Here is a 13971-nt window from a genome sequence, read left to right on the forward strand (position 1 = left end):
GCCCGACGCCGCCGATCCCCTCACCGGCGAGGACCCGGTCCGCGGGGGAGGAGCCGGTCGTCGGCTGCGCGGGCTCGACGGGGCCTGCGGAGGAGGGGCTCGAGGAGCGGCGGTCGGAGGCGCCGGATCCCGCACCGGGAGCGGAGGGGTCCGCAGTCGCCGCCGCATCCTCCGCGGGCGAGGCGGCGGTCGGCGTCGACACCGCTTCCGGGGCGGTCATCGCCTCGGGCGCGAGTGCGGCGGAGGCGAACACCACGGAGAGCACGAGGGTCGTCGTCGGGACGAACGCGGCGAGAGCGCGGGTGGTGCGGGTCACGGACGGTCCAGTTCTGCGGGCTTTGCGATGCGCCCGCCTGTGATTACTACCAGGAGCGTGAAGAGCTCTGCACCCCCGCTTCCGGGTGGAGTGCCGCGGAGCGCGCCAGCGGGCTCGGCCATGCTCGTGCGCCCACCTCCTCGACGAGGCGGCGCTGAGCCGGATCGATCAGGCGACCGATCTCCTTCTCGGGGAGCGCCTGCGGGGGAGCGGCCGTTCCTTCTCGCCCGCGGAGATCGACGTGACGGCGCTCCCGCCCAGGCCCGGCACGTCCTTCGGCATCTGGTGCCCTGAGCCGCGCACATCGAGCCCGCACTCGCCCTGCGCGTCGGATGATGCGCCGCACACGCAGAGGAGGGAGCGCCCGCGGGCACCTCCTCCTCCGTCACGGCCGGTCGACCGGCCGCCGTGCGCTCAGCAGACGCGGGCCGGGTAGGCCACCGTCTGCGCGAGGGTCTCGGAGCCCGCCGTGGCGGTCACCGTCACCTGGCTGCCCGGCATGCTCGCCAGGCGGGTGGTGAACGCGGCCGATCCGCTCGCACCCGCGGCCACCGCGGTGACCGTCTTCGAGCCGTAGGCCGAGGCCATCGCGACGTCGATCGGAGCGGTGCCGCCGTTCTTGGCGAGGACCGTCAGCACCGCCTTCCCGGCGACGCAGCGCGACGTCACGGTCGCCGGCACCGTCAGCGCCGGGGCGGCCGCCTCGGGGACGACGATCTCGCCGATCTTGAGGAACGAGCCCGGCGTGGAGAAGGTCAGCTTCAGGCCGGTGGCCGAGACCGCCGCGAACGGGATCGTGGTCAGCGTGCCGTTCGCCGCCGGAGCGACGTTCTGCGCGGTGGTCGGCTTCCAGGTGCCGTCCTCGGCGCGGTAGGCCACGCTCACCGACGCCAGGGTGCCCTCGGTGTTGGTGAAGGTGAGCCCGGCGACGCGGTGCGCCTCGGTGTTCGTCAGCGTGAACTCGGCGCTGCCGGCGAAGGTGCCGTCGGTCCAGGTCGACCAGGGGGTGCTCACGTTGCCGTCGCAGGCGTTCTTCGCGGGGAGGGTCGCGTACTTCGTCTGGCTGAACGACGCCGAGACTGCGGCCCCGGGAACGCGGCAGACGTTCGTCGGCGGCGCGGTGCCCCAGATCTGCACCTCCGAGACCGACTGCCACGTGTTCGCCGCGCTGGTGAGGTGCAGGCGGAGGCCCGTGGTGTCGGGCAGGGAGGACAGGTCGAGGATCGCCGTCGGGGCGGATCCGGTCGCGGCCTGGCTGAGGGTGGTGGCGACGGAGGAAGTCGTCCATGCGCCGTTCACCTGGTACTCGACCTCGATCCGCGAGGGCCAGGTGGCGGTCGCACCGTCCTTGTAGGTGCTGACCGTCACCGAGTCGAGGTTCTGCGCCGCGCCCCAGGAGAAGGAGAGGCGGCTGTCGCGCGGGTAGCCGGCCGAGGACCAGTCGTCCCAGCCCTTGCCCTTGACGTCGCCGTCGATGAGCTTGCCGGCGAGGTCCGTGCGGCTCGAGACCGCGACCGAGGCTCCGGGAGCGAGGTTCGCGATGCCCGGCTCCGCCACCTCGATCGTGCGGGTGAAGCGGCGGCCGGAGGCGAATCCGGCGTCGGCGGCGAGCGTGCCCGTCACCTGCACCGTGCCGAGCTCGGCGGGGCCGGGGGCCGCCCAGGTCACGGCGACGTCGCGGGTCGAGCCGTTGCTCGCGACCGAGACCGTCGAGGGGAGCGCGGCGGCGATGTCGGCGCCGCGGCGGACCTGCTTCGGCAGACGGGCGTCCACGACCGACCAGACGCCCTCGCCGACCCCCTTGTCGTCCCAGTAGGAGAGGTTCCAGCCGGATCCCCAGCGCGCCGGGTCCTCCTGAGCCGGATTCCGCATCTCGAGGCGGCCGTTCTCACCGACCGTCATCGGGAGCCAGACGTAGGTCGAGTCCGACTTGCCCTCGTTCCAGCGGTCGCCCATGTAGACGTACTTCCCGGGAGCGAGGGTGAGGACGTTCGTCGACTGCGAGCCGAAGGTGGTCTTGCGGGAGTCGCCGATCGAGAGCAGGCCGTCGCCGCCCTCCGGGATCGCGTTGTAGGCGACGTTCTCGTCGGCGTCGCCCTTCTCGACTCCGCGGGTCCACGCGCCGAGGATCGAGTCGGCGGTGTAGTAGGTCTGCGGGTTCGGCGCCCAGCCGGTCGCTCCGGAGGCGATCGTGTAGTACTTGCCGCCGTTGGCGAAGATCGCGGGCGCCTCGAGGTGTCCGCATTCCTTGACGATCTGGAAGTCGGTGCCGCGCACCGGTGCTCCGGCCGCACCGTCGGCGAAGACGTAGGGGTACGTCCCGTCGGCCGAGTACTGGTTCGCGTCGAGGGTGTCGGTCGTGGTGGTCCGCTCGACGTTGGTGTAGTCGGCGTCCAGCTTCGCCACGTAGAGCGAGTAGTTCTCCTCGGAGGAGTAGGAGATGTACGCGGTGCCGTCCTCATCCTGGAAGACGGTCATGTCCCGTGCCTGCCCGGGCACGGCGGAGGTGGTGCAGGCCTTGTAGTCCGTGCGGTTGTAGAGGCGGTAGACGCCCTGGAGCGTGAAGGGCCCGGTCGGGCTGTCCGAGACGGCGACTCCCGCCATCGAGCGCGCGTAGGTGCTGCCGCCCGGCGTGGTCCGGCCGTCGGAGTGCCACCACATGACCCACTTGCCGGTCTTCTCGTTGAAGAGGACCTTGGGGCGCTCGAAGATGGCGGTGTTCGGCGAGGCCTGCGTCGTGTCGAGGTGGTAGTCGAGCTCCGCGATGCGGTCGGCGCGAGGGGCTCCGGAGTCGTCGACGGTGTCGTAGAGCGCGTCGAAGTAGGGGGCCTCGAGGTCGGCCGGAGCCGAGACGCTGCGCAGCGCGGTGCCCTTGTTCTCCCAGTTGTGGCCGTCGGTGGAGCGGTAGACCGCGACTCCGGGGCTGTTCCAGTAGCCCTTCGTGCGGTCCTCGCCGTACCAGTACTGGACCTGCTGACCGCCCTCCTCGACGGTGACGATCTGGCCGCCGTGCGCCTGGATGTGGCGGCCGTCGGTGTCGTACCAGTAGGGCTGGAAGTAGCCGGCCGCGGTGCTGCCCGGGTCCTGGACCGCCGGGTGGTCGGTGTAGGTCACGGGCGTCGAGGTGCGCGGCACTCCGTCGTCGGGATCCGTGGCCACGGCGGCCGAGGCCGACTGCGCTCCTGTCCCCAGGAGTGCTGCGACGAGCAGCGCGGCCACCGCCGCGGCGGCCGTTCGTGGTCGAGACGTCATGCTGTGCTCCTTTGCACCGGGGACTTCGCGCATGTTCACGCAAACATCAGGCTTCCACGAGGCTCTGATGACGTCAACATCCAGGTCGATCCGATCGCCGGATCCCGACGGCTGCGCGGGCCCGGTCCTCGCTGCTCGACCTTCCGGCGCGAACGCTCCGCCCGGTTGGAGGGCGCGCTCCGCGAACCGTCGATCATCCGATGCCGCCCGAACCGCGACCGCCCCCGGGCCGGAGGGCTCGAGGGCGATCGGACGTGCGGTGCGGCCTAGCCGCCGACCGCCTGGCGAGCGCTGTCGAGCCCGCTCGAGAAGGCGTCGGCGGAGGAGGCGTTGCCCGACTCCAGCTCGACCAGCGCCCCCGAGAGAGCGGCGCCGATCGCTCCGGTGTCGGGGCCGTTCACGAACGAGGGGAAGTCCTCGACCGAGCTCGCGATCACCTCGCCGATCCTCGAGTCGCCGAAGAACGGATCGGTGTAGGCGCGGACGCTGTCGCTCTGCAGGGCGGCGGTGGCGGCGGGGAACGTGCCGGAGGTGGCGAAGTGGTCCTCCTGGCCCTCCGCCGACATCATCGTCTGGATGTACTGCCACGCGGCCTGCGGGTGCTCGGCCCGCGCCGGGATGGCGATGACGCTGCCTCCCCAGTTGCCGCCGACTCCGGGGACCGAGGTGACGCGCCGGTTCCCCGCGGTGTCGGGGGCGTCGGTCTTGATGCCCTGGAGGATCCAGGACGGAGCGACGGTCACGGCGAACGAGCCGTTCGCCCGGCCGGGCGCCCAGCCGGAGGAGAAGGCGGCGATGCCGGCGCTGATCCCCGCGTCGTGGGCCTTCACGGCGATGTCGAAGGCGTGCTCCACCTGCAGGTTCGTGTCGTAGACGAGCTCGCCGTCGGGGGAGTAGTACTTCTCGGTGACCTGGTTGATCGTCGAGTAGAAGACGCTGGTCTCCACGTTGTCGACGAAGGGCTGACCGGTCGCGGCCGTGTACTTCTCGCCGGTCGCGAGGAAGCCGTCCCAGTCGCTCCAGAGCGCGGCGACCTCGTCCGGATCGGTGGGGAGGCCTGCCTGCTCGAACAGGTCCGCACGGTAGGCGAAGCTGAGGCCGCCCACGTCGGTCGGCACGCCCACGACGGAGCCGTCCGCCGCGGTCGCCGCGTCCGCCGCCCAGGGCAGGTAGTCCGCTCCGACGTCGTCGCCGCCCAGCGTGCGCAGGTCGAGGAAGTTGGCGCTGTTCTGGACGAAGCGCGGGAGGTCTCAGGGCTGCGAGGATCTCGCGCGCTCGAGGATGGCGGCGATCACGGCGGACTTCGCCTCGGCGTAGTCGTTCCCGTCCTCCCAGCGCCGGAGGAGGAGAGACGCCTTCGTGCTGCGGTAGAGCTCGCGGTCGGCCGGGTCGGTGCGCAGCCGGTCGCGCAGGAGGAGGTACGCGTCGATCGCGGGATGACCCTCCTCGTAGATGTGGACGTGGGCGTCCCGTCCGGGCGTGCGGACGAGCCGGTGCCCGGGCTCCCGGGTGCGCAGGACGTAGCCGGCCGCGAGCAGCGGCGCGACGTGGTCCTCCTCCGCCGTGACGTCGGGCACGACGACGAGCACGTCGACGATCGGCTTCGCGGGCAGGCCCGGGACGGAGGTCGAGCCGATGTGCTCGACACGCACGCCCGGGACGGCCCCGAGGATGCGCTGCCGGTGCTCCTCGAACAGGGCGGACCACTCGGGGTCGTGCTGGTGCAGGGCGAGCTCGAGCGGCTCCGGTCCGCCGACGAGCTCGACGGAGACGACGTCGGGGCGGCTGGGGGAGCGGTGCGGAGTCACCGGGTCATCCTGCCAGGGGTGCCGCAGGGCGGGTGCGGTTCACTGGAGCGGTGAGCACCCTCCTCGTCACCGCGCACCCCGACCGCGACTCCCTCACCGCCGCCCTCGCCCGGCGGCTGCGGGAGGAGCTCGGCCCCGACGGAGTGGAGACGGCCGACCTCGACGCCGAGGGCTTCGACCCGCGGTTCGGCGCGGCCGACCGGGACCGCTACCGCGGTGTCGGCCCGGTTCCCGACGACGTCCTCCGCGAGCAGCGCCGGCTCGACGGCGTGGACCACCTCGTGCTCGTCTTCCCCGTCTACTGGTGGTCGATGCCCGCGCTGCTGAAGGGCTGGATCGACCGCGTCTTCCTCGCCGGGTGGGCCTTCGACATCGACCCCGTCCACGGCACGCAGCGCAGGCTCGGCGCTCTGACCGTCCACCTCGTCCTCGTCGCGGGGGACTCCGCCGGGACCTACGAGCGGCACGGCTACAAGCAGGCGCTGCTGACGCAGATCCAGCACGGGATCATCGACTACTGCGGAGCCCGGCGCGGCGGGGCCGTCTTCGTCCACGAGTCCGAGCGCGAGGACGACGCGAGCCGCAGGGCGGCGGTCGAGGACGCGGTCGAGCGGACCGTGGAGGCGATCAGGGCTGATCCGCCTGCAGCGCTCCGGTGACGAGGGCCTGCACGAGGGTGTCGGCGTCGTAGTCCGGATCGTGGGCGTCGCCGATGCAGAGGTTGCCGATGCCCTTGAGGAGCATGTAGCCGCTGAGGCTCGACGCCGGGATCCGGGCGGGTCGTGCCGCCTCGAGCAGGTCGCCGCAGACGGGGACGAGCCGCTCCACGAAGTAGGCGTGCAGCGCGTCGGATCCGGCGCTGTCGCCCTGGAGCGCACCGCCGAGGCCGTGCTTGGTCACCAGGAGGTCGACGAAGTGGGCGACCCAGGCCCGGAGGGCTGCCTCCGGGGTCGCGCTGTCGGCGAGCAGCCGTGGGCCCGCCTCCGCGCAGGCCTCGACCTGGTGGCGGTAGACGGCGACCACGAGCTCCGAGCGGGTCGGGAAGTGACGGTAGATCGTCCCCATGCCGACGCCGGCCTCCGCCGCGATCTCGCGGACCGGCGCGTCCACGCCGGAGGCCACGAACACCGTCGCCGCGGCGGCGAGCAGTGCGTCGCGACTCGTCCGCGGTCGGCCGGGCGTGCGGGGCACACGGTCGCTCATCTGTTCTCCTTGCTTTTCGGAGCGGCGCTCCGTAATGTCTCCGAGCGCAGCTCCACCACGTTCCGGAGCAGCGCTCCGCAATGTTCCGGAGCAGCGCTCCGACGATTGTGCCAGAGCGCCGCCACCCAGGAAGGACCCTCGTGCCCACTCCGCTCCTCGACTCGTCGACCCCCGGTGAGCACCGCCCGATGCGCGCGGTCCGCACGGCCGAGCGCGACCCCTCTCGATCCGTCGCGAACGGCCCGTCGCCGAGGGGCGGACGGGCCGCTCGCGACGGATGAGCGGAGCGGGCCCTGCCGTCAGCGCGGGGCGCGCAGCCCGGCGAGCGGGCCGTCGTGCAGCGGCTCCGTCTCCCAGCGGACGCGGGCGGTGCGGTCGGGACCGAGCTCGACGTGCAGGCGGTGCGGGGTCTCGAGGAACACGACGTCGACCAGGACGCCGTCGCCCGAGGGTCCGGCGCTCGCCGCGAACGGCCCGTCGACGGTCCAGGCTCCCGCGCCGGGCGTCACGGCGAAGCGCTCGTCGCCCTCGATCAGCGCGAGCGTCCAGCCGCCCTCGTCGGCCGTCACCTCGACGGCGTCGGGCCACGATCCGACCGGCGTGTAGCTCCCGGTCGCGGGGGAGGCGCCCTCGAGCGGGGGCAGGGCGAGCTCCGACAGCCGGTCGGCCAGCCGGGCGTCGGCCTCCGCCGTGGACCCGCGGCCGACGGCGGGGAGCAGGTGCTCCCAGGCGAGCGCGAGCAGCGTCTGCGTGTCCGAGGTCTGGCCGGTCAGCGCGATCACGAGCTCGTGCTCGGGCACGATCAGGCTGAACTGCCCGTACGCGCCGTCCGCGCGGTAGCCGTGCAGCGACCGCCAGAACTGGAAGCCGTAGCCCTGCTGCCAGTCCGGTCCGCCGTCCTCGTGGGTCGGGACGTGCGCGCTGGACGCCTCGGCGACCCACTCCGGCGAGAGGATCCGCCGGTCGCCCCAGCGCCCCTCCTGCAGGTACAGCAGTCCGAGCGCAGCGGCCGCCTCGGTGGTGGCGTGCAGCCCGCTGTAGCCGAGCTCGCGCCCCGAGTCGTCGCGATGCCAGGCGACCTCGCCGATGCCGAGCGGATCGAGCAGGCGCGGGCGCAGGTAGTCGGTCAGCGACTGCCCGCTCACGCGCTGCACGATCGCGGCGGCGGCGAAGGTGCAGGGCTGGTTGTAGGCGAAGACGCTGCCCGGCTCCTGCTCCGGCGGGAGGAGGAGGAAGCCGCGCACCAGGTCGGCCGGGTCCGTCTTCTCGGCACGGTCGATCGTCTCGGCGGAGTGGCCGCTCGCCATCGCGAGGACGTGGCGGACGCGGATCGCACGCGAGCGCGGGTCGGTGATCTCGTCGTCGAGCTCGGGGAAGTACGAGAGGACGGTGGCGTCCAGGTCGACCAGGCCCTCGGCGACCGCGAGGCCGACGGCGGTCGCGGTGAAGCTCTTGCTCAGCGAGTAGAAGAGGTGCAGCCGCTCGGCCGAGTACGGCGCCCACCAGCCCTCGGCGACCACGTCGCCGCCCTGCACCACCATCAGCCCGTGCAGCTCGACGCCGGGAGCGGCCTCGACCCCTTCGACGAAGGCCAGCACTCCCTCGGCGTCGACGGAGCGGGCGGACGGGGTGCTTCTCGGCAGTGAGCGCGTCATCCTCCGATGCTACGACCGGGGCGGCGCCGCCTCCGCCCGGGGGCAGGAGGCGGCGCCGCCTAGGCGGTCGGCTCGGCGGGGAAGGGCCCGAGGCCGAGCAGGAAGCGGAGGATCGCGTCGGCCGGCACGCGCACGGCGGGGCCGGAGCCGAGCTCCCACTCCGCGTCGGTCGGAGCGAGGGTGCGACCGCGAACGGCGGCGCGGATCGCGAGCGGCGCGCGCTGCAGGCGGTCCAGGGCCACCCCGCCGGTGATGCGGGAGGAGAGGGCGAGCGGCTCGGGGGAGAGCGCGAGCTCGACGCGGACGACCTCGACCAGCTCGGCGACCGAGCGGGGACCCGCGCCCGCGCGGCGAGCGGAGGCGAGAGCGGCCAGGGCCGGGGCGATCTCGGCGGGAGGAGGAGGGGAGGAGGCCTCTCGGGCGCCCATCCGCGTCGCGAGGCGCTGGCCGGTGCTGCTCGAGAGCCGCACGACGAGCTCTCCGAGCAGGGCGTCCCGGGAGACGGCACTGGCCGCCTCGCCCTCCGTGGTGGAGGGGGAGGCGGCCAGGACGGCGAGGCGGTCGAGCCTCTCGGCGACGAGGGGGCGCCAGTCGTTGCTGACGCCCGTCTCGTCGACCGAGGGCCCGGTGCTCAGCGGCAGGAACCGCGACCAGTCGGGCACGACCGCAGGGCCTAGCGTCCGCCCGAGCGGCGCTTGTTGTAGACGTCGAAGGCGACCGCGAGCAGGAGCACGAGGCCCTTGACCGCCTGCTGCCACTCGATGCCGATGCCCATGATCGACATGCCGTTGTTCAGGACGCCGATGATGAGGCCACCGATGATCGCGCCGCCGATGGTGCCGACGCCGCCCTGGACCGCCGCGCCGCCGATGAAGGCGGCCGAGATGGCCTCGAGCTCGAAGCCGTCGCCCGCCTTCGGGCCGGCGAGGTTGAGTCGCGCGGTGAAGACGAGGCCGGCCAGCGCCGCGAGGACGCCCATGTTGACGAACAGCCAGAAGGTGACGTTGCGGGTCTTGATGCCGGACAGCTCCGCGGCGTGCAGGTTGCCGCCGATCGCGTAGACGTGACGGCCGAAGACGGAGCGGTTCATGACCACGCCGTAGATCAGGACGAGCACGGCGAGCACGATCAGGGTGACCGGGATGCCCTTGAAGGTGGCCAGCGCGAAGGAGAAGGCCGCGATCACGACGGAGACGAGGACGAGCTTGGTGACGAACCAGGCGCCCGGCTCGACGCTCTGCGCGTACTTCTGGCGGCCGCGGCGGGTGCGCACGGACTGCACGGCGAAGGCGACGATCGCGAGCGCGCCGATGACGAGCGACAGCGGGTCGAGGTCGGTCTCGCCGAACAGGTCGGTGAGGAAGCCGTTGCCCAGCGCGCGGTACTCGGTCGGGAAGGAGCCGATGTTCGCGTTGCCGAGGACGACGAGCGCCAGGCCGCGGAAGATCAGCATGCCCGCCAGGGTCACGATGAACGCCGGGATCCCGACGAAGGCGATCCAGAAGCCCTGCCACGCTCCGACCAGGGCGCCGATGAGGAGGGAGAGGATGATCGACAGCCACCACGGGAGACCCATGTTGACCGCGAAGACGCCGGAGATCGCTCCGACGAACGCCGCGACCGAGCCGACCGAGAGGTCGATGTGCCCGGCCACGATGACCATCACCATGCCGATGGCGAGGATCAGGATGTAGCCGTTCTGGACGATCAGGTTCGAGATGTTCTGGGGGCGGAGGAGGATTCCGCCGGTCATCACCTCGAACAGCAGCACCACCACGATGAGGGCGATGAAGATGCCGTTCTTGCCGAGGTCGCCCAGCACGTGGCTGAGGCGCTTCGTGAAGGCGTTCTCGGTGGGCTTCACCTGCGCACCGGCCGCGGTGGACGGTTCGTTCTGCAGATCGGTCATCGTTGCTTCTCCTGGGTCATGAGGGTGAGGACCGCCTCGGGCGTCGCCTCGGCGATGGGCAGCTCGCCCGTGATCCGGCCCTCCGACAGCGCGTAGACGCGATCGCAGATGCCGAGCAGCTCCGGCAGCTCGGAGGAGATGACGATGATCCCCTTACCCTGCGCCGCGAGCCGGTTGATGATGGTGTAGATCTCGTACTTCGCACCCACGTCGATGCCGCGGGTGGGCTCGTCGAGGATGAGGACGTCCGGGTCGGAGTAGATCCACTTCGACAGGACGACCTTCTGCTGGTTTCCGCCGGAGAGCTTCCCGGTCTTGGCGAGCACGGTCGGCGACTTGATGTTCATGCTGCCGCGGTACTCGTTGGCGACCTCGAACTCGCGGTTGTCGTCGACGAGTCCGCCGCGGGCGACCTTGTCGAGCGACGCGAGCGAGATGTTCCGCTTGATGTCGTCGATGAGGTTGAGGCCGTAGTGCTTGCGGTCCTCGGTCGCGTAGGCGAGCCCGTGGGCGATCGCCTCCGAGACGTTGCGGATCTTGATCTCCTTTCCGGCCTTGAAGACCTGGCCGGAGATTCGGCTGCCGTAGGAGCGGCCGAAGAGGCTCATCGCGAACTCGGTGCGCCCGGCGCCCATGAGTCCGGCGATGCCGACGATCTCGCCGCGGTGCACCGACAGGTTGACCTTGTCCACCATGACGCGGGTCGGGTCCTGGGGGTGGTGGGCCGTCCAGTCGACCACGCGCAGGATCTCCTCGCCGATGTGCGGCGTGTGGTCCGGGTAGCGGTGGTCGAGGTCGCGGCCGACCATGTCCTTGATGATGCGGTCCTCGGTGACGTCGTCGTGAGCGATCGTCTCGATGGTCTTGCCGTCGCGGATGACCGTGACGGTGTCCGCGATCTTCTTGATCTCGTTCAGCTTGTGGCTGATGATGATCGACGTGATGCCCTGCTCCTTGAGGTGCAGGATCAGGTCGAGCAGGTGGTCCGAGTCCTCGTCGTTCAGGGCCGCGGTGGGCTCGTCGAGGATGAGCAGCTTGACCCGCTTGGAGAGCGCCTTCGCGATCTCGACGAGCTGCTGCTTGCCGACTCCGATCTCCATGATCTTGGTGGTCGGGTTCTCGCGCAGACCCACGCGGGCCAGCAGCGCCGCGGCCTCCTGGTTGGTCTTGTTCCAGTCGATCAGGCCGCCGAAGCCGCGCACCTCGTTGCCGAGGAAGATGTTCTCCGCGATGGAGAGGTAGGGGCTGAGGGCCAGCTCCTGGTGGATGATGACGATGCCCTTCGCCTCCGAGTCGCGGATGCTGGAGAACTGCATCACCTCGTCCTCGAAGACGATGTCGCCCTCGTAGGTGCCGTGCGGGTAGACGCCCGACAGGACCTTCATCAGCGTCGACTTGCCGGCGCCGTTCTCCCCGCAGATCGCGTGGACTTCGCCGCGCTGTGCGTTGAGCGTGACGTCCTGGAGCGCCTTCACGCCCGGGAACGTCTTGGTGATGCCGCGCATCTCGAGGATGTTCGAGGTCACGCCGCCTCCCTTCCTTCGTAGTGGGGGAGGGCGCCCAGTGGGCGCCCTCCCGGGGTGTTCCTTCTCGGGTGAGGAGAGAGGACTAGCCGTTCACTTCCGCGTCGGTGTAGTAGCCGCCGTCGACGAGGACGGACTGGATCTGGTCCTTGGTGACGATGACCGGCTCGAGCAGGAAGGACGGGACGACCTTCTTGCCGTTGTCGTAGGTGTCGGTGTCGTTGACCTCGGGCTCGGTGCCCTCGAGCACGGCCTGGGCCATCTTCACGGCCTCCTTGGCGAGCTCGCGGGTGTCCTTGTAGATGGTCGCGTACTGCTCGCCGGCGATGATCGCCTTGACGGAGTCGAGCTCGGCGTCCTGACCGGTGATGATCGGGAAGTCGGAGCCGACGGTGTAGCCGGCGTCGGTCAGAGCCGAGATGATGCCGCGGCTGAGGCCGTCGTAGGGCGAGAGGACGCCCTGGACCTTGGAGCCGTCGGAGTACGTCTTGGTGAGGATGTCCTCCATGCGGCTCTGGGCGACCTCGCCGTCCCAGCGGAGCGTGGCGACGGTGTTGAAGTCGGTCTCGCCGGACTTCACGACGAGCGTCTTGTCGTCGATGTACGGCTGGAGGGTGTCCATCGCGCCGTTGAAGAAGAACGTGGCGTTGTTGTCGTCGGGGCTGCCGGCGAACAGCTCGACGTTGAAGGGGCCGGCGGGGGCGTCGGCGGCCTTCGCGCCGGTGAGGTCGGTGAGACCGAGGCCCGCGAGCAGCGAGGTGGCCTGCTGGACGCCCACCTTGTAGTTGTCGAACGTGGCGTAGTAGTCCACGTTCTCGGAGTCGCGGATGAGGCGGTCGTAGGCGATGACGGGGATGTCGTTGGCCTTGGCCTCCTCGAGCACGCTCGTGAGGGTGGTGCCGTCGATCGAGGCGACGATCAGGGCCTTGGCGCCCTTGGTGATCATGTTCTCGAGCTGCGAGACCTGGGTGGGGATGTCGTCCTCGGCGTACTGCAGGTCGACCTGGTAGCCGGCCTCCTCGAGCTGCGACTTGACGTTGTTGCCGTCAGCGATCCAGCGCTCGGACGACTTGGTCGGCATCGCGACGCCGACGAGGCCGCCGTCGCCGGATCCCGAGCCCGAGCCGCCACCGGTTCCGGAGGAGCAGGCGGCGAGGGAGAGGATCATCGCTCCGCCGGCGATGCCGGCGATGAGAGCGCGCTTCATTGTGGTCACTGTGATTCCTTCGTCATTGAATGCAGTGGATGCAGGGCCGCCCTCGGGATCGGGGCGGAGATGTGATGCCATGTGAGCGATCACATTGCGTCATGCTAGACCCGACGGCGCCATTCGTGTCAACGCGTACGTCTCGACTCGGTAACGGGACACCGGCGGCGCGTCGTCCGCTCTCGGAGCGGTGCTGTCAAGGGTCCCCGGCCCCGGAAGGGAGCCGGAGCCGTCGGCGTTGCGTCCAGCACTGTCGAAAGGACGCACACCATGACGAAGACCTGGTTCATCACCGGCGCCTCGAAGGGCTTCGGCCGCGAGTGGGCCGAGGCGGCGCTCGAGCGCGGCGACTCGGTCGCCGGGACCGCCCGCCGGATCGAGACCCTCGACGCCCTCGTCGAGGAGTACCCGGACACGTTCCTCCCGCTGACCCTCGACGTGACCGACCGCGAGGCCGGCTTCGCCGCCGTGCAGGCCGCGGCCGACCGGTTCGGCCGACTGGACGTCGTGATCAACAACGCCGGCTACGGGCACTTCGGCATGATCGAGGAGCTCACCGAGGAGGAGGTCCGCGCGCAGCTCGAGACCAACGTCTTCGGCGCCCTCTGGGTCACCCAGGCCGCGCTGCCGATCCTCCGCGAGCAGGGCTCGGGACACATCGTCCAGGTGTCGAGCATCGGCGGCATCAGCGCGTTCCCCTCGATCGGCGCGTACCACGCGTCGAAGTGGGCGCTCGAGGGCTTCACCCAGTCGCTGGCCGCCGAGGTCGCCGGCTTCGGGATCCACGTGACCCTCGTCGAGCCCGGCGGGTACTCGACCGACTGGTCCGGTCCCTCCGCGTCGCGCAGCGAGCCGATCGACGCGTACGACGAGGTCCGGGAGGCAGCGAGCCGACGCCCCTCCGCCGCTCAGCAGGGCGACCCGCGGGCCTCGCGCCTCGGGATCCTCGCGGTCGTGGACGCGGACGAGCCGCCGCTGCGGATCTTCTTCGGGCGCGCGCCGCTGGGCATCGCGACGGCGGACTACGAGTCGCGCCTCGAGACCTGGAAGCGCTGGAACGACGTGTCGATCGCTGCTCACGGCGAGTGATCCCGGGCG

11 protein-coding genes and 1 pseudogene are annotated in these 13971 nt (G+C 71.0%); 2 read left to right on the forward strand and 10 right to left on the reverse strand.

Translation table 11 applies throughout. The annotated features are described in order from the left end of the window. From C5C50_RS11375 to C5C50_RS11390, 4 genes and pseudogenes are all read right to left on the reverse strand, one after another. Positions 1-316: pseudogene (locus C5C50_RS11375) on the reverse strand (hypothetical protein); the annotation flags it as partial. A gap of 414 nt (positions 317-730) precedes the next feature. Next, positions 731-3568, reverse strand: coding sequence for a discoidin domain-containing protein (locus C5C50_RS11380; protein WP_104273478.1), 2838 nt, complete (start codon positions 3566-3568; stop codon positions 731-733). A 266-nt stretch (positions 3569-3834) separates the two neighbouring features. Further along, on the reverse strand, positions 3835-4776 hold the full coding sequence (locus C5C50_RS11385; protein WP_104273479.1) for an ABC transporter substrate-binding protein: 942 nt from the start codon (positions 4774-4776) through the stop codon (positions 3835-3837). 42 nt (positions 4777-4818) lie between these two features. Beyond that, a complete protein-coding gene (locus C5C50_RS11390) occupies positions 4819-5376 on the reverse strand; it encodes a GrpB family protein (protein WP_104273480.1) in 558 nt (185 codons plus the stop codon). 50 nt (positions 5377-5426) lie between these two features. On the opposite strand from C5C50_RS11390, the gene C5C50_RS11395 reads away from it, so the two are divergent. Continuing rightward, complete coding sequence (locus tag C5C50_RS11395) at positions 5427-6035, forward strand: NAD(P)H-dependent oxidoreductase (protein ID WP_104247722.1); 609 nt, start codon at positions 5427-5429, stop codon at positions 6033-6035. Here the strand turns inward: C5C50_RS11395 and C5C50_RS11400 are convergent. The 6 genes from C5C50_RS11400 to chvE all read right to left on the reverse strand — a co-directional run bounded on the left by C5C50_RS11400 (position 6004) and on the right by chvE (position 12873). Continuing rightward, positions 6004-6579, reverse strand: coding sequence for a TetR/AcrR family transcriptional regulator (locus C5C50_RS11400; protein WP_104273481.1), 576 nt, complete (start codon positions 6577-6579; stop codon positions 6004-6006). The two genes, C5C50_RS11395 and C5C50_RS11400, sit on opposite strands and share 32 nt — an antisense overlap. Positions 6580-6878: 299 nt before the next feature. Then, positions 6879-8234: a serine hydrolase gene (locus C5C50_RS11405; RefSeq protein WP_104273482.1), complete on the reverse strand. Its 1356-nt coding sequence runs from the start codon at positions 8232-8234 to the stop codon at positions 6879-6881. A gap of 59 nt (positions 8235-8293) precedes the next feature. Then, complete coding sequence (locus C5C50_RS11410) at positions 8294-8896, reverse strand: hypothetical protein (protein ID WP_104273483.1); 603 nt, start codon at positions 8894-8896, stop codon at positions 8294-8296. An 11-nt stretch (positions 8897-8907) separates the two neighbouring features. After that, positions 8908-10143: a multiple monosaccharide ABC transporter permease gene (mmsB, locus tag C5C50_RS11415; RefSeq protein ID WP_104273484.1), complete on the reverse strand. Its 1236-nt coding sequence runs from the start codon at positions 10141-10143 to the stop codon at positions 8908-8910. Next, complete coding sequence (mmsA, locus tag C5C50_RS11420) at positions 10140-11669, reverse strand: multiple monosaccharide ABC transporter ATP-binding protein (protein WP_104256398.1); 1530 nt, start codon at positions 11667-11669, stop codon at positions 10140-10142. The genes mmsB and mmsA overlap by 4 nt, the downstream gene beginning before the upstream one ends. Before the next feature lie 82 nt (positions 11670-11751). Next, entirely contained in the window at positions 11752-12873 is a 1122-nt protein-coding gene (chvE, locus tag C5C50_RS11425; RefSeq protein WP_104224984.1) for a multiple monosaccharide ABC transporter substrate-binding protein, read from the reverse strand. A 270-nt stretch (positions 12874-13143) separates the two neighbouring features. On the opposite strand from chvE, the gene C5C50_RS11430 reads away from it, so the two are divergent. After that, positions 13144-13962 carry an SDR family oxidoreductase gene (locus C5C50_RS11430; protein WP_104273485.1) on the forward strand — a complete coding sequence of 273 codons (819 nt, stop codon included), beginning with the start codon at positions 13144-13146 and terminating at the stop codon, positions 13960-13962. The last annotated feature ends 9 nt before the right edge of the window (positions 13963-13971 follow it).

Origin of the sequence: Rathayibacter sp. AY1D9, assembly GCF_002932395.1 — a bacterium.
Classification (GTDB): domain Bacteria; phylum Actinomycetota; class Actinomycetes; order Actinomycetales; family Microbacteriaceae; genus Rathayibacter.